At 60.6% G+C, this 15,815-nt stretch carries 11 protein-coding genes and 1 other RNA gene; 2 read left to right on the top strand and 10 right to left on the bottom strand.

Annotated features, from left to right (window positions below; all coding sequences use genetic code 11):
- Positions 1 to 138 precede the first annotated feature (138 nt).
- On the bottom strand, positions 139 to 2,514 hold the full coding sequence (locus tag HMPREF2765_RS07530) for an HtaA domain-containing protein (RefSeq protein WP_049342719.1): 2,376 nt from the start codon (positions 2,512 to 2,514) through the stop codon (positions 139 to 141).
- 237 nt (positions 2,515 to 2,751) lie between these two features.
- Here HMPREF2765_RS07530 and HMPREF2765_RS07525 point away from each other — a divergent pair, with 237 nt between their 5' ends.
- On the top strand, positions 2,752 to 3,414 hold the full coding sequence (locus HMPREF2765_RS07525) for a biliverdin-producing heme oxygenase (protein ID WP_049338233.1): 663 nt from the start codon (positions 2,752 to 2,754) through the stop codon (positions 3,412 to 3,414).
- A gap of 139 nt (positions 3,415 to 3,553) precedes the next feature.
- On the opposite strand, the gene purL is transcribed toward HMPREF2765_RS07525, so the two are convergent.
- The 9 genes from purL to HMPREF2765_RS07480 all read right to left on the bottom strand — a co-directional run bounded on the left by purL (position 3,554) and on the right by HMPREF2765_RS07480 (position 15,043).
- The gene (purL, locus tag HMPREF2765_RS07520) at positions 3,554 to 5,872 is read right to left on the bottom strand and encodes a phosphoribosylformylglycinamidine synthase subunit PurL (RefSeq protein WP_049342718.1); all 2,319 of its coding nucleotides are present in this window, start codon (positions 5,870 to 5,872) and stop codon (positions 3,554 to 3,556) included.
- Between the two features lie 25 nt (positions 5,873 to 5,897).
- Positions 5,898 to 6,710, bottom strand: a complete 813-nt coding sequence (gene purQ / locus HMPREF2765_RS07515; protein WP_049333966.1) for a phosphoribosylformylglycinamidine synthase subunit PurQ — start codon at positions 6,708 to 6,710, stop codon at positions 5,898 to 5,900.
- 5 nt (positions 6,711 to 6,715) lie between these two features.
- Positions 6,716 to 6,967: a phosphoribosylformylglycinamidine synthase subunit PurS gene (gene purS / locus HMPREF2765_RS07510; RefSeq protein ID WP_005507194.1), complete on the bottom strand. Its 252-nt coding sequence runs from the start codon at positions 6,965 to 6,967 to the stop codon at positions 6,716 to 6,718.
- Between the two features lie 122 nt (positions 6,968 to 7,089).
- Positions 7,090 to 8,040, bottom strand: a complete 951-nt coding sequence (locus tag HMPREF2765_RS07505) for a 3-methyladenine DNA glycosylase (RefSeq protein WP_070605069.1) — start codon at positions 8,038 to 8,040, stop codon at positions 7,090 to 7,092.
- 268 nt (positions 8,041 to 8,308) lie between these two features.
- On the bottom strand, positions 8,309 to 8,752 hold the full coding sequence (locus tag HMPREF2765_RS09410) for a PIN domain-containing protein (protein ID WP_256387921.1): 444 nt from the start codon (positions 8,750 to 8,752) through the stop codon (positions 8,309 to 8,311).
- Positions 8,746 to 9,219 carry an excisionase family DNA-binding protein gene (locus tag HMPREF2765_RS07495; protein WP_246824942.1) on the bottom strand — a complete coding sequence of 158 codons (474 nt, stop codon included), beginning with the start codon at positions 9,217 to 9,219 and terminating at the stop codon, positions 8,746 to 8,748. Before HMPREF2765_RS07495 ends, HMPREF2765_RS09410 begins: the two co-directional genes overlap by 7 nt.
- Before the next feature lie 224 nt (positions 9,220 to 9,443).
- Complete coding sequence (locus HMPREF2765_RS07490; RefSeq protein ID WP_070505882.1) at positions 9,444 to 10,739, bottom strand: aspartate kinase; 1,296 nt, start codon at positions 10,737 to 10,739, stop codon at positions 9,444 to 9,446.
- A gap of 187 nt (positions 10,740 to 10,926) precedes the next feature.
- Entirely contained in the window at positions 10,927 to 12,093 is a 1,167-nt protein-coding gene (gene recR, locus HMPREF2765_RS07485) for a recombination mediator RecR (protein ID WP_070605062.1), read from the bottom strand.
- A 184-nt stretch (positions 12,094 to 12,277) separates the two neighbouring features.
- Entirely contained in the window at positions 12,278 to 15,043 is a 2,766-nt protein-coding gene (locus tag HMPREF2765_RS07480; protein ID WP_070605057.1) for a DNA polymerase III subunit gamma and tau, read from the bottom strand.
- A 228-nt stretch (positions 15,044 to 15,271) separates the two neighbouring features.
- On the opposite strand from HMPREF2765_RS07480, the gene ffs reads away from it, so the two are divergent.
- Positions 15,272 to 15,368: signal recognition particle sRNA small type (gene ffs / locus HMPREF2765_RS07475), an RNA gene on the top strand.
- The last annotated feature ends 447 nt before the right edge of the window (positions 15,369 to 15,815 follow it).

The following is a 15,815-nucleotide window of genomic DNA, read 5'->3' as shown; positions in this document are numbered from 1 at the left end:
CCGGGGTAAAACCTGGCACCTGAAGCGGGGGTGCAGTGAAAATCTGCACCCCCGCACGGACCGTGTCGGCTCACCGGTGAACCTCATGGTTGAGTTTCACGGGTGAGCCGACAGTGTGGGCATCCTCGTGAGGTGCCGTTATGCCTTCTTGCGGCGGCGAGTGTACACGACGGTACCCGCACCGGCTGCAACAGCGATGAAGCCTGCAACCAGGGTGCCCTCAACACCGGAGGCGCCGGTGGAAGCCAGAGGCTTGCCGGTGACCGGGTCGCAACCCTCACCCTCGTAGACGGTTTCGGACACGGTCTTGGTGGTGGTCTTCGCGCCGTTAATCGCCGCGGAGAAGCTCAGCGGAGCCATGTCCTTACCGGCGTCGTAGAAGCCAGCGAACGCCTTCGCGCCCTCAGCGGTCAGGGTGGTTGCCGCACCGTTGACGCTCACAGCGTCAGCGGAGCTCTGCAGACCCGAAAGATCCACCTTCAGCAGTGCCACCTCACCGTAGTTAGTTGCCTTGCCGGAGGGGTCATTGCTGTTCATGGTCGCGTAGAGAGTACCGGAATTGCCGTTAATCTCAAGGCGCGGGTTCGCAATGGTGGTGTCCAGAATGCCGTGGTGACCGGTGAAACGAACCGAACCGCTGAAGGAGATGGAACCCTTACCACCCTTGAAGGTGCCGGTGCCGTTAGACCAGTTGAACGCATCCGAAGAGTAGGAGGTGCCGTTCAGCTCCCAGCTACCGTTTGCGATTCCGCCGCGCACGTAGTTGCGGAAGGAATCGCGCACGCCCCAGCCAAGGTTTGCGCTCTTAATGGTGCCGTCGGATGCGCCCTGCTCCTGCACCTCGCGGGTGCGGGTGACGGGTACGCAGACAGGCTGTGCCGGGTTGTTGCTGACAGAACCGTTCGAGGAAGAACTGCCGTTAGAAACGCTGCCGGAGGTGCCTGCCGAACCATTAGAACCGGAGCCGTTAGCGCCGGAGTTACCGGAGGAGTTCGAGGAGCTGTTATCGGAGGAGCCGTTCTCAGAACCCTTGTTATCGGAGGACTTGTTCTCAGAGACGCGGGGAACCTCAACGGTGTTCTCCGCGGTCTGCTCGCTGAGCTTTACGGAGAAGCTCAGCGGTGCCATGGCGTTGTTGGCACCGCGGTACTGGCCGGCGAAGAGCACCTCGGAACCTTCATCGGTGAGCGCGACTGCCGCGTTCTGTGCGGAGAAAATGCCGTCCTTCACGCTCGCGCCGGAGAGGTCCACCTCGGCGATAGCCAGGCCGGTCTTAGAAACGGACTTGCCGTCGCGGGTCAGCGCGTCCACGTCAGCGACCAGGGTACCCTTGCCGTTGACGACGACCAGGCGCATGTTCTTGATGGTGCTCTTGAGCTGACCGTTGTGGCCGGTGAACTCTGCGGTGCCCGCGAAGTTGATCTGACCGGTCTTGGTCTCGGGGTTGTACACGCCGGATGCCTGAGTGTACTTGAAGCCGCCAGCCGCGGTCTTCTCCATGCCCTCAACGTTCACGGAGCCGTGCGCGAAGCCGGTCAGGTACTTCAGGAAGGACTCGCGGATATCCCAGCTGAGGGTGCCGGACTCGACGACGTTGCCGGTGACCTTTTCTTCACGCTTGGGCTCGGTGGTTGCGGCGGGGGAGGAGGGTGCCGCGGAGGTGGGGGCTGCGCTCGGCGCTGCAGAAGTGGGCTCGGCGGGCTTGGGCTCGGCGGGCTTGGGTGCCTCGCTGGTCGGTGCGGAGGAAGGCTCGTTGCTGGGCTCTGCGGTCGGCGCAGCAGTCGGCTCGGCGCTGGGTTCAGTGCTGGGCTCAGGGCTCGGCGCGGGTGCTTCCTTGGTCACGATGGTTGCGGAGAAGCCGAGTGCATCCAGCTCCTGACCTGCCTTGTAGAAGCCCGCGAAGGCGCCGGTTGCCTCTTCGGAAAGCTTGACGCGGGTGCCGTTTTCCTCGTCAACGCTGGGCAGGGTGATGGTGTTACCCTCAACCTTCAGACCGGAGGCGTTGAAAGTACCGATGGTCATGTTCTTGGTTTCGACCAGGTCGTTCGGGGTGGTGTTGCCGTTGTAGGGGCGCGACTGAACGTTGGCGCGCACGGTGCCCACGCCGTCCTTAATGGTGACGGAGAGGTCGGAGATGATGACTTCCAGCAGACCGTGGTGAGCGGTGTAGTGAATCGAGGAGCCGGTGAAGGTGACCGAGTATTCGCCGTTGGCTACGGTGCCTTCGGCAGAGGTGAAGTGGTAGGAGCCGTCTTCGTTGGTGGTGACGCCGGTCAGTTCCTGGGAGCCCTGGGAGAAGGGGCCGTTGATGTAGGAGCGGAAGGACTTCTTCAGGCCCCAGTTGACGGTGACGTCCTGCAGGCTCTGCTCTGAGGCTGCGGTTACCTCACTGGCGCTGACGTGGGAGTTGGTTTCAGCCGCGAAGGCCGCGGGTACGCCAGCGACGCCGCTGAGGCCGATGGTTGCCGAAGCCAAGAACGCCCAAGTGCGCTTGGTGAGAGAGGGGGTAGACATTCGGTGTCTCCTTGGATTCTGTGATTGTGGTGTTCGTATCAAGTCTAGTCCTATTAGCCTATGTTTGTGTAACTTAATGCCTAGGGTGACTTGTGCATAAGGTTTACCTTAGCAAATTTTTTGTGAGAGCTATTGTCAAAACCGGTTTTTGGTGACAATATGTCATTAACAGGTTTTGGTGACATCGTGTCACTAAAATATTTATTGTTCACCCACAAGCCACTTTAGGAACTCACCATGACTATTACCGCCCCCGAAACCACCCAGGAACGCTTCTCCGCACGCCTGAAGGAAAGCACCAAGCACGTCCACGACAACGCCGAACACTCCACCTTCATGGAAGACCTCATGGGCGGCTCCCTCAACACCGAGGCATACCTGCGCCTCATCAACCAGTACGTGCACATCTACGAAGCACTCGAAGCAGTCTCCGAACACTACCGCGCAGAACCCAGCCCCATCACCGAACCCTTCACCCACCCGGGCCTCGACCGCGCAGAATACATCCGTGCAGACATCCGCGCACTCGGCCAGGACGGCGACATCGACGCGCCCCTGCCCGCAACCGCAGAATACGTAGAGCGCATCCGCGCCACCATCAACTCCCCCGAACGCTACCTCGCACACCACTACCTGCGCTACCTCGGCGACCTCTCCGGCGGCCAGGCAGTCGCAGCGCTCGTCAACCGCCACTACGGCATCCCCGCCGAAGCGCTGAGCATGTACCGCTTCACCGAACTGCCCAAGCCTAAGGTCTTCAAGGACGGCTACCGCGAACTGCTCGACAACGCACCCCTGACCGACGAGCAGCGTGAAGCCCTCATCGAAGAGTGCATCGAAGGCTTCCGCATCAACGCCTCCCTGTTCGCGCAGCTGGGCCGCAAGGTCGCCGAGGCATAAACCCAGAACGCGCATCAACAGAACGCCTCAACGCACAACCTCTCACCGCTCAATGCACAAGCCCGCGGGCATAACAAAAGGGGCGGATGCTTTCACAAGCATCCGCCCCTTTCGGCATTAGTCTCAAACTAGCCGAAGACTAGCCCTTCGCAACCTCACCGAAGTGAGCTGCAAGAGTACCCTCGTGAGCTGCACGCAGCTCATCCAGGTCAATGGAAACCTCATCCTGGAAGTCCAGAGCGTTCGACTCAGCATCCACCACACCAATACGTGCGAAGGGGAACTGGCGAGCGGTGCACATATCCTTGAAGCGCACCTCCTCAGAACGCGGAACCGAAACCACAACGCGGCCCAGGGACTCCGAGAACAGCAGGGTGAACAGGTCCAGACCGTCACGCTCAGCAACCTCACCCAGACCAATGCGGGCACCGGTGTTGAAACGCAGGCAAGCCTCCGACAAAGCAGCAGCCAGACCACCAGCAGACACGTCGTGAGCGGCATCAATCATGCCGTCACGAGACATGTTCACCAGCATGTCACCCAGCTGACGCTCCAGAGCCAGATCAACCTTCGGCGGCTGACCGCCCAAGTGACCCTTGAAACGAGCCCACTCGGAGCCGTCCAGCTCATCGCGGGTGGTGCCCAGCAGGTAAATAGCCTGACCGTCATGCTCAGAAGCCCAACCCGAAGGGGTGCGGCGGGTGACGTCATCCATAACGCCCATCATCGCCACCACGGGGGTCGGGTTAATAGCCTTACCACCGGTCTGGTTGTACAGGGACACGTTACCGCCGGTCACCGGAACACCCAGCTCCATGCAGCCATCAGCCAGGCCGCGAACAGCCTCAGCGAACTGCCACATGACGTCCGGATCCTCGGGAGAACCGAAGTTCAGGCAGTCAGACACAGCCACGGGGCGTGCACCAACGGTCGCAACGTTACGGTACGCCTCAGCCAAGGACGCGCGAGCACCCTCGTACGGATCCAGGTAGGTGAAACGCGGGGAGGCGTCGGTCGCCAGGGCAACACCGAGGTTGGTGTTCTCGTCCACGCGCACCACACCGCCGTCGTCCGGCATGGACAGGGCGGTGTTGCCCTGAACGTAGCGGTCGTACTGGTTGGTGATCCAGGACTTGGAGCACATGTTCGGGGACGCCATGAACGCCTTGATTGCCTCACCCAGCTCCTCACCACGCGGGCGGGAGTCGTCAGCAGCCGAACCGGTGAAGTGGTTAGCCTGGACGTCGTCCTGCCACTCGGGGCGCGCGTAGGGACGCTCGTAGGTGGGGCCGTCGTGTGCGACGGTGCGGGGGTCAACATCCACGATGACCTCGCCGTCCCACTCGATGACCAAGCGGCCGGAGTCGGTCACCTCACCGAGGAAGGAGTACTCCACACCCCACTTGTTCATGATGGCCTCGAAACGCTCCACGTTCTCGGGGGAGACAACGGCCATCATGCGTTCCTGAGACTCGGACATCAGAATCTCGCCCGGGGTCAGGGTGGGGTCACGTAGCAGAACCTTGGTCAGGTCGACGTGCATGCCGCCCTCACCGTTAGAAGCCAGCTCGCTGGTTGCGCAGGAAATACCCGCAGCGCCCAGGTCCTGAATACCCTCAACCACGGAGCCCTTGAACAGCTCCAGGCAGCACTCAATCAGAACCTTCTCAGCGAAGGGGTCGCCCACCTGAACGGCGGGACGCTTCGAGGGCTTGGTGTCATCGAAGGACTCCGAAGCCAGCACCGACGCACCGCCGATGCCGTCGCCACCGGTGCGCGCACCAAAGAGGACAACCTTGTTGCCCACACCCGATGCGTTCGCCAGGCGGATGTCCTCGTGACGCATAATGCCCACAGCCAACGCGTTGACCAGCGGGTTTGCCTGGTAGCAGGCATCGAACTCAACCTCGCCGCCGATGTTCGGCAGGCCCAGGGAGTTACCGTAGCCACCGATACCGGCAACCACGCCGCCAACCACGCGAGCGGTGTCGGGGTGATCAATCGCGCCGAAACGCAACGGATCCATCACCGCAATCGGGCGGGCACCCATCGAAATAATGTCACGCACAATACCGCCCACACCGGTAGCGGCACCCTGGTAGGGCTCCACGTACGAGGGGTGGTTGTGGGACTCAATCTTGAAGGTCACGGCCCAGCCGTCACCAATGTCGGTCACACCGGCGTTCTCACCGATACCGACCATCAGGTCCTTCTTCATCTCATCGGTGACCTTCGCACCGAACTGCTTCAGATGAACCTTAGAAGACTTGTAGGAGCAGTGCTCGGACCACATGACCGAGTACATTGCCAGCTCAGCCGCGGTGGGGCGGCGGCCCAGAATCTCCTTAATGTCCTCGAACTCGTTCTCCTTCAGGCCCAGCTCGGCCCAGGGGAGTTCGGTGTCCGGGGTTGCCGCCGCGTGCTCGACGGTGTCGAGGTTAAACTGCTTTTCGCTCATAACTTCTTAGAATCCTTGTCGTGCGTTAGCGGGCGTTAATCAGGTTGGAAAGAACCGAGGTGAACACGCCGAGACCATCGGCGCCACCGCGCAGGGACACCGAACCGAAACCGGAGGACGAAGGACCGAAGCCCGGCTCCACAGCGTGCTCCGGGTGCGGCATCAGGCCGACTACGTTACCGCGCTCGTTGGTAATACCGGCAATATCGTTACGGGAACCGTTCGGGTTGAAGCCAACGTAGCGGAACACCACGCGCCCCTCAGCCTCCAGGGCCTCCAGGGTCTTCGCGTCAGCAACGTACTGGCCGTCCTGGTTCTTCAGCGGAACAACAATCTCCTGGCCGGCAGCGTAGTTGCTGGTCCAGGAGGTGGTGTTGTTCTCAATACGCAGAACCTGGTCACGGCAAATGAACTTGCGGTGATCGTTCTTAATCATCGAACCGGGCAGCAGGTGAGACTCGGTCAGAATCTGAAAACCATTGCAAATACCCAGAACAGGCAGGGGCGAAGAACCGGAGGTACCAGCAGCGTTAGCGGCATCAATCACCGAACGCATCACGGGAGCCTTCGCGGCAATAGCGCCGGCACGCAGGTAGTCACCGTAGGAGAAACCGCCGGGAATAATGACGGCATCAACGTTCTTCAGGTCAGCGTCGTCGTGCCACAGCTCGACGACGGTACCGCCAGCCAAACGGACAGCACGTGCGGCGTCACGATCATCCAGGGTGCCGGGGAAAGTCACCACGCCAACGCGTGCATCAGCGAAGGCGGGGTTCGGGGCGGAAGTAGAAAAGTCGCCAACCAGGGGGACTTCAGTAGGTGCGAGGGACTCTGCCATAGGTCTTAGTCCTCCAGAACCGAAACGTTCACGACGTCTTCAATCACGGGGTTGGACAGCAGCTCCTCAGCAGCCTTGCGGGCAGCTGCGAGGTGCTCCTCGGTTGCCTCACCCTCGACGGTCAGCTCGAAGCGCTTGCCCTGGCGAACATCCACGAAGGAATCAACGCCGATACGGGGCAGCTCGTGAGAAATAGCCTTACCCTGCGGGTCAAGAATTTCGGGCTTGAGCATAACATCAACAACAATACGGGCCATGTGTGGGCACTCCTTGGGTGCGTGGGTTCTGTATGAGCCGTATCTCATCTTACCGTACTAACGACCGTAACGGGGGTATGCGTTCGGTTGGTGGATACCCTAAGAGGCTCGAATCACGTCTTTTACGCCTCGAGGGGCGGAAGATAGCGCTCGCACACCTCCAGCAGGCGCTCGCGCAGGCCAATCGAACGCTCGGACAGCTCACGCTGAATACGCACGTACTCTGCCTTACCCTCGGCAGTCTCCACGGGAATCGGCTCGTAGCCCCACTCGCGAATCTCGTAGGGGGCCGCGCGCATGTCCAGCTCGCGAGCATCCCATGCCAGGTCGAAGCAATCCATGACCAGGGTTGAATCAACCAGCGGCAGCAGCTTGTACGCCCACTTGTACACGTCCATATTCGCGTGCAGGCACGCGGGCTGTTCCAGGACGCGCTGCGTCTCGCGGGTCGGCTGCAGCTCGTTCAACGGTGCCGCCTGCGGCATGAAGAAACGGAACGCATCAAAGTGCGAGCAGCGGATGCGGTGCTCCTCCACCACGCGGTCCGTGCCCTCCGCACCCAGGCGCAGCTGTAGGTAGTCGTGGCGGATATTGTTCTCCACCGACTTGTACGCCATCGCCCACTCGTGCATGCCGAAGCAACCGAACTGGCCCTTCTTTGCGGCCGTGTTACGCAGGATCTCGTGGGTGAAGGCGAGGGCGGTGGCGCGGCGCTCCACGAAGTCGGTGACGTCCACGGTGACGGCGGAGGCGGCATCCGCCTGGGCGCGCGCAACCTGCAGGGTGCAGCCAGCGTCAAGGAGCTCCTGCTCGGTGGCGGGTCGGTAAAAACGCCAGGAGGCGCGCTCGGGCGCATCCAGCAGGATGATGCCGGCGCCGGGGTGCCAGCGCTTAAACTGGCCGGGCTTGAGCGTGTAGTAGGTGAAGAGGAAGTCCTCCACGGGGTGCACTTCGTGGCGGGCGCGACGCTGCGCAAACGGGTCGGCGTAGCGGCCGGCACGCGCCTCATGGGCGGCAGCGGCGGCACGCCATTCGCGGGCATCCATCACCTGGGAAAACACAACACTACTCATGCTTCTAGCCTAAACGATGCTGTGACAAGGTAGTGGACGTAGCAATGTCTATCTAGTTACTAGAAGACCGGGCTTTAAACTCACGTTCATAATCGTCAAACTGTGGGCTATTAATCACTGCAGTCCGAAGATAACGGGCAAATTGACCCGCTCCTGCTCGTTCAAGTGCGCGAGGAATATCAGTCTCCGTGAATCCCTTAGAGTGAGCATAAGATTCCTGGGAAAGATAGACCTCGGCAAATAAGGAGGGATGAGCGTATTCGGTGAATTACATCAGAAAATCATCCGCGCTGAGTGTCTCATAATTTTGAATATTCTGAGCTTCTTCCGTGGAAGCATAATCGAGCAGTTTGCGGTCATCGGTGACTAATGCGTGCATGCCGCCGTGTTGGGCGGCAGCATGCACATGAAGATCGTTTATATCGGGAAAGCCAGCAACTGGTTCAACAGGGAAACCTGCGATTAGGGACTTGCAGGATGTCAGGATTTGTTGTTTCCATTTCTCAATTTTTGCATCATGAATCATTGGGTCCTTTCGGCGTGTGTGGTATCCAAACTCATCCATGATTCGGGTGGATACGTATGGAGCGAAAAATCTGTAGTCACTCTCCTTTGTCAAAAGGAGAATCCAATCGCGAAGAGTCTTAGACATCAGAATGTTCGTATCCAGTAGGACAGATTCAGCATCTGATAATGTGCTCTCTTTTACCACGCAGGTCCTCCGATAATGTCGTTGAGATTGTTCTCTTCCTCAAATTTCCAAAGATCTTTGAGAGCTTGTTCCTTCTGCGCGATAGTCTTCTCCAAAAGGGTCTTGCGGAAAGCGTCAGCGTCCTCAGTACGGATACGGAAGCGGCTACCCACCTTATGCGCCGGAAGGTCACCAGAACGAATAGCCTTCATAAGCGTGGGGCGGGAAATACCGATACGCTGAGCCGCAACGGTCGTCGTCAAATCGTGAGGGACAACCTGAACGTCAATACTCTGACCCTGCGCTAGGGCATGGAGAACGTGCTGAATGACCTGGTTAAGGGCATCACCAAGTTGCTGGCTTTCTCGACCTGAAACAGTCAGCTCAATGGTGGTTTCTTCAGAGTTCTTGAGAATCTCCCGCGCCTCTGCGCGAGCCTGGTTGAGGGTATCTTCCTCCAGAGGGGTGGTTAGGGTGGTGGTCATCATCTTCTCCTTGGGGTTGGGTGAATAAGCGCCTGAAGACACCACGTCGATGGGGCGTATGTCATTCGGGGGAGGCTCATCCACGGTTGACACAACCTTACCCCTATCTGAAATAACTGTAAAGTGTTTCAGTTATTTCACCTATACATCGACAAAAGGGAGGGGCGGCGCCGGACCAAACCAGCACCGCCCCTCCCGAAGCGTACAGCTCACAAACGAGCTAAACTCTAGCGGCCAGTACCACCGTAAACAGTAGCCTCACCCTCAGCATCCAGACCGAACGCAGTGTGCACCGCGCGAACAGCCTCATCCAGCTTGCTCAGCTCAGTAATCACCGAAATACGGATCTCAGAGGTCGAAATCATGTCGATGTTTACGCCCGCCGAGGACAGAGCCTCGAAGAAGGTGAACGAAACGCCGGGGTTGGTCTTCATGCCCGCGCCAACCAGCGACAGCTTACCCACAGACTCGTTGTAAATAACCTCCTGGAAACCCAACTCAGCCTGCGCAGCCTTCAGCGCCTTCAGCGCAGCGTCGCCCTGAGCCTGATCCAGAGTGAAGGAAATGTCGGTCACGTTCGGGCGGTCGGTGGGAACGTTCTGAACAATCATGTCCAGGTTTACCTTCGCCTCGTTAATCAGGCCGAACACCTTAGCGGCCGAACCGGGAACGTCCGGAACGCCAACAACGGTAATCTTTGCGCGGGTGCGATCGTGCGCGACACCGGAAATCAGGGGCTGCTCCAAGGGAATCTCCTTCAGATGAATGGGGGTCAGTTCCGCGGACTCCTCCGGAACCACGATAGTGCCTTCAAGGTCCGAGAACGAAGAACGCACGTGAAGCTTCAAGTTAAAGCGACGAGCATACTCGACGCTACGCAGGTGCAGAATCTTTGCACCGTTCGCCGCCATCTCCAGCATCTCCTCGCTGGTGATGGTATCCAGCTTGTGCGCGGTCGGCACGATGCGCGGGTCGGCGGTGAACACGCCGTCCACGTCCGAGTAAATCTCGCACACATCGGCGTTCAGCGCGGCGGCCAGCGCAACGGCGGTCGTATCGGAGCCGCCGCGGCCCAGGGTCGTAATGTCGCCGCTCTGACGGTTCATGCCCTGGAAACCGGCCACAATCGCGATATTTCCGGCCTCGACGGACTCACGGATGCGATCGGGGCGAACCTCCACGAGGCGCGCCGAACCGTGCACGCCGTCGGTAATCATGCCAGCCTGCGAACCGGTGAAGGACTGCGCCTTAGCGCCCAGGTCGTTAATGGCCATCGACAGGACGGCGGTCGAAATGCGTTCACCGGCGGTCAGCAGCATGTCCAGCTCACGCGAGGGAACGACATTGCTGGTGACCTCTGCGGCAAGGTCGAGCAACTCATCGGTGGTGTCACCCATAGCGGACACCACGACGACCACATCGTTACCTGCCTTCTGAGTGTCCACGACGCGGCGGGCAACGCGCTTTACACCCTCCGCATCAGCTACGGAGGAACCGCCGAACTTTTGGACGATCAGGCTCATTGATATCTCCAGGTCAGTTACTTGTGTGCTACCGGCAGGCGCCGGCTCCTCATTTATAGTAAACGGCGTTCAGCGCAAGCGGCGAACTGTGCACCCGTATGTATTGCCCCGTGAAATATTACGTAGTATTACGCGGTGGTGACGCGGGATGCGGAGGCGGGTACAGCACGCCCGCGGAGGCGAGTTTTTAGGTCCACGGGTTCACATAAGTGACACCCGGCAGCGGCGGAACATCCGGCTTCGGGGTGCGCAACGGGGCGTTCTGAATAGTGCGGATCTTCTCCTCATAGTCGGGGGTGCGGAACACCTCCGGCGCATCTTCCGCCTGCTCGGTTGCGGGTGCCTCAGTGGGTTCGGAGGCGGCGCTCGCCGGAGCCTCCTCGCCGGAGTTTTCGCCCAAGTCAGGGGTTGCTTCTGCTTCTGCCAATTCAGGTGTAGAGCCCGCACCAGAATCGGTGGGGGAGCCCTCACGGCGGGATTCTTCCGCGCCGGATTCCTTGTCGCTGGATTCCTCAGCCTCCTGCAGGACCCGCTCAATCAGCTGCTCATCCACCGTACCTTGCACGCCGGCGGGCGCCTCCGTGCGGGAACCTGCAGAATCCTCAGAATCCAGGTCATCAAACATGCTCGAATTCCAGCGGCGACGACTCTGCTTCGCCTCCTGAGCCTGAACCTGAGCCGCCTGCTCGCGCTCCTGTTCTTCCTCGCGGTTAGCCCGCTCAAAATCCTCGGCGGCGGTGTGAACCGCGGCGGTGCCCTCGCTGATCACGCGGCGACCCTCCAGCGCGCGACCCAGGGTGATTTCGTCTGCATACTCCAGATCGCCGCCCACCGGCAGGCCCGAGGCCAGGCGCGACAGGCGCACACCCAGCGGCACGAGCATGCGCGAGAGGTAGGTTGCGGTCGCCTCACCCTCAAGATTCGGGTCCATCGCCAGAATAATCTCTTGGATACGCTCATCCGCCAGGCGGGACACCAACTCACGAATACGCAGCTGCTCCGGGCCCACGCCCGCCAGCGGGTTAATGGCGCCGCCGAGTACGTGGTAGCGGCCGGTAAAGGAACGGGTGCGCTCAATCGCCACCACGTCCTTCGACTCCTCGACCACACACAGCACGGACGGGTCGCGGCGCTCATCACGACAGATGGTGCACAGCTTTGTCTCGGAGACGTTACCGCACTCCTCGCAGAAACTGACGCTGGTCTTCACCGTGGAAATGGCGTTGGCTAGGCGCGCCATATCGGCAGCATCCGCATTCAGAATGTGAAAAGCGATGCGCTGAGCCGACTTGGGGCCCACACCCGGCAGGCGGCCGAGCTCGTCAATAAGGTTTTGAACTGCTCCCTCGTACATGGCTTCTCCTTACAAATGCGGTGCGTTGCGCTGGTGTGTTGTGCTGGTGCGTCGTTCTTGGGCGACGTTATGAGTATGCACCCAACCCCTGACAGTTTAGGGGCGTTTCGCGTAGCGAGTATGCGGCTGGAATGAGTGCGCCCGCCATCGGTGCGATGGCGGGCGCGGCACCTATAACCTTGGATTAGGGCTGGTGCAGGGGGCGTTCGTCGATGACGGTGCCACCAATAATTTTTTCGATAGCGCGCAGACCGATGAAGGTGCTGTTTTCGACCTTCTCATCATCCTCAGAGACGTAGTCTTCATCGGATGCGGTGCGTGCCTGGCGAGCCGGTGCCGCCGACGTGCTCGGAGTCGGTGTGCTAGGAGTCGGTGCTGGGGTTGCGTTAGAAGCCTGCGCTGCGGGCTTCTCATCGCTTGCCGGAGCAGTATCAGCCGGTGCTGCCTGCGGTGTCTCTGCCAACGGACCAGCAGGCTCAACCGGATTAGCAAGCGGACCAGCCGGTGCTACAGGCGCAGTCGGCATTGCGGGCGCAGCGGGTGCCTCAACCGGTTCAGCGTAGGCGGGCTCATCCTCAAAAGGGGGCTCCTCCTCATACGGAGGTTCCTCCGCGTGAGGAGGCTCCTGTGCGAACGGGGGCTCCTGTGCACGCTGGGGTTCAGCAGCGCTCTCCTGCAGCGGAACTCCACTACCGGAGGCCGCAAAGGAATCACGCTCACCAAAACCACCCGCCGGAGCAACCGGAACCTGCGGAGCAACCGGAGGCTCAGGCGCAAGCGGGCCAGCCGGGGCTTCCTGAACCGGTGCCTGCACTGCCGCCTGGACAGCCTGCTGAGGTGCCTCCTCGGGGGCACTCTGCGGAATCGGGGCAACCTCCCACGCGCCCAGAGGCGCATCCACGCTCGTAGACTCGGGGGTGTTTGCGCCGGTCAGCGGCTGACCGTGGCGACGCCACGCATCCTCACCGCCGCGCGGACCATCAGCCAGCGGCGCCGGCTGAGCGGGCTGCGGGGGAGTCTGCTGAACGGGCTGCTGAGACGCCTGCGGGGCAACAGTCGCAGGAACTGCAGGCTGCGCTGTGGGCGCACTGGGCGCTGCGGGCTGAGCAGCAGGCTGAGCTGCGGGCTTGACTTGCTCACCGGGCTTCGCCACCTGAGCGTGAATGGTCACCTGACGGCGCAGAAACTCACTCACGCGGGCGGTCAGCTCGGGCACAAAGCCCTTGACCGCGCGCAAAGTCGCAATGTCGGCGCTCACGTACAGGGTTGCGCCGTCCATGCGGGCGGGGCGAACCTTCATCAGCTGCTCCGCCGCACCGGGAACGCTCATTCGGTTAAGAATGGCGCGCCAATTACCCTGAACCGCCGCCAGCGGATCGTTCGGGTCAAGCTTCAGAGGCGCGGAGGGGGCACCCGCCGCAGCTGCTGCAGGAGAGGCCGGGACATTCGGCGCCTCCGGAGCATGAGGTGCCGTCGGGGTGTTACCCGCTAGGGGAGCACCAGCCGCAGGCACCTGCGCGGCCGGTGCCAGAGGTGCAGCACTAAGGGGCGCACCTGCCAGCGGGGGAGCACCCGCGCTGGCATGCTGAGAACTGCCCGGCTGAGAGCCGCTCTGCTGAGGGGCAGACTGCGGGGCAGTCGCCTCCTGAACAGAGGCGCTAGGAGTCTGCGCATTAGGTGCCTGAGTCTTAGGAGCCAGGCCAGCCGCCGCCATACCCGCCGCACGAGCAGCAGACATGCCACCCTGCGCCGGACCAGAACCAGCAGCACCAGAAGCCACGCGGCGCTCCAAAACTTGCAGGCGAGAAGCCAACGCCGCAACCTCAGCGCCACCGGCAGAACCCTCCGCCGCAGGCAGAAGCAGACGAGCACACAGCAACTCCAGCTGAAGCTGCGGATTCGCCGCACCCGTCATACCATTCAGAGTCTCATTGACCGTACCCGCAGCAACCGTCAGCTCACGCTCACCCAGAGCCTGAGCCTGCTGGCCCAGGCGCTCCAACTGATCCTGCGGAACACCCTGCAAAATCTGGCCGGCAGCCTGCGGAACAGCCTTCACCACAATCAAATCACGCAGACGCTCCAGCAGATCCTCCACAAAACGGCGAGGATCCTGACCGGTCGCCACCACACGCGACACCGCGCCAAAGAGAGTCGGCGCATCCTTCGCACCCAACGCCTCAATGACCTCATCCAGAAGCTGCGCGTGGGTATAACCCAGCAGCGCCACCGCACGGTCATACTCAATACCGCTCTGCGAAGACGCACCAGCCATCAGCTGATCAAGAATCGACAGCGAATCACGCACCGAACCGCCGCCAGCACGAATCACCAGCTGCAGCACACCCGGCTCCACAGCCACCTGCTCCTGATCGCACAGGCCCTGCAGGAACGGCAGAAGAACCTCCGGCGGAACCAGACGGAACGGGTAATGGTGAGTGCGCGAACGAATCGTACCCAGCACCTTATTCGGCTCAGTCGTCGCGAAGATAAACTTCACGTGCTCCGGCGGCTCCTCCACAATCTTCAGCAGCGCATTGAAACCCTCACGGGTCACCATATGCGCCTCATCAATAATGAAGATTTTGTAACGGTCACGCACCGGCGCCAAAGTAGCGCGCTCACGCAGGTCACGGGCATGATCCACGCCGCCGTGGCTCGCCGCATCCATCTCAATCACGTCAAGAGAACCGCCACCATCACGCGAGAGCTCACGGCACGAATCGCATACACCACACGGAGTAGGAGTCGGACCCTGCGCACAGTTCAAACAACGCGCCAAAATACGCGCCGACGTGGTCTTACCGCAACCACGCGGACCCGAAAACAGGTACGCGTGATTCACACGGTTCTTCTCCAAGGCGACCATAAGAGGTTCGGTCACGTGCTCCTGCCCGATAACCTCAGCAAAGGTTTCGGGGCGATAACGACGATAAAGGGCAGTGCTCACGGCAACCTCTTCAACTCGGGGGTGCGGATAGGACAATCCCTACCATTTTAGACGCTTTACTCTCGGCCCGAGTGGCCGACAGTCACCGGTGAACACGCCACCGCACCACCGCCACCGCGACACCTACTATGGACACTCACCCGGGCGCTCACCCGGGCGGCATGTACGCCCACAGAAATACCGCGAACACACCGAATTCCCAAGAACCCAAAAATCCGGTACACTGGTTCTTGCCTCTTACGTGGCGTTATCTTGGAAAACTCCCCCAGGACCGGAAGGTAGCAAGGGTATTCGAGCTATGGCGGGTGCGTAAGGGGTTTTTCTATGCCCAAAATCAGGCACCTGGGTAGTTCACGCCCGTCATACCCGTCTCACTGTCGTTCGACGGCTTCAACCCAGGATTTATATCCTCGCTCGCTCGGAATCCTGGGTTTCAGCGGTTGCGTAGGAGGTTTTTTCATGCCCAAAATTAGGCACCTGGATAGTCCGCACCCGTCATATGCACTGCGTGCCCGCTCCGCTGGCGCTCCGCGGCTTCGGATCCGGATTGATTCTTCGCTCGCTCAGAATCCGAATCCTCAGCGGTTGCGTAGGAGGTTTTTTCATGCCCAAAATTAGGCACCTGGATAGTCCGCACCCGTCATATGCACTGCGTGCCCGCTCCGCTGGCGCTCCGCCCAAAAACAGGGGCACAAGCATCCATAAATGTGCTTTCTGTTACTTTTCCCATTCAGGGCTTGCGTGCTTAGCAAAAGCGTAGTAAGGTTTTATT

The organism is Rothia sp. HMSC062H08 (assembly GCF_001810775.1).
Lineage (GTDB): Bacteria > Actinomycetota > Actinomycetes > Actinomycetales > Micrococcaceae > Rothia.
Note: the sequence above shows the minus strand (reverse complement) of the source record. Positions and strands in the feature narration are given on the sequence as shown.

Excerpts from the sequence above, each read along its gene's own strand:
- HMPREF2765_RS07530 (WP_049342719.1), bottom strand. The coding sequence starts at position 2,514 with ATGTCTACCCCCTCTCTCACCAAGCGCACTTGGGCGTTCTTGGCTTCG.
- HMPREF2765_RS07525 (WP_049338233.1), top strand. The coding sequence starts at position 2,752 with ATGACTATTACCGCCCCCGAAACCACCCAGGAACGCTTCTCCGCACGC.
- purL (WP_049342718.1), bottom strand. The coding sequence starts at position 5,872 with ATGAGCGAAAAGCAGTTTAACCTCGACACCGTCGAGCACGCGGCGGCA.
- purQ (WP_049333966.1), bottom strand. The coding sequence starts at position 6,710 with ATGGCAGAGTCCCTCGCACCTACTGAAGTCCCCCTGGTTGGCGACTTT.
- purS (WP_005507194.1), bottom strand. The coding sequence starts at position 6,967 with ATGGCCCGTATTGTTGTTGATGTTATGCTCAAGCCCGAAATTCTTGAC.
- HMPREF2765_RS07505 (WP_070605069.1), bottom strand. The coding sequence starts at position 8,040 with ATGAGTAGTGTTGTGTTTTCCCAGGTGATGGATGCCCGCGAATGGCGT.
- HMPREF2765_RS07495 (WP_246824942.1), bottom strand. The coding sequence starts at position 9,219 with ATGATGACCACCACCCTAACCACCCCTCTGGAGGAAGATACCCTCAAC.
- HMPREF2765_RS07490 (WP_070505882.1), bottom strand. The coding sequence starts at position 10,739 with ATGAGCCTGATCGTCCAAAAGTTCGGCGGTTCCTCCGTAGCTGATGCG.
- recR (WP_070605062.1), bottom strand. The coding sequence starts at position 12,093 with ATGTACGAGGGAGCAGTTCAAAACCTTATTGACGAGCTCGGCCGCCTG.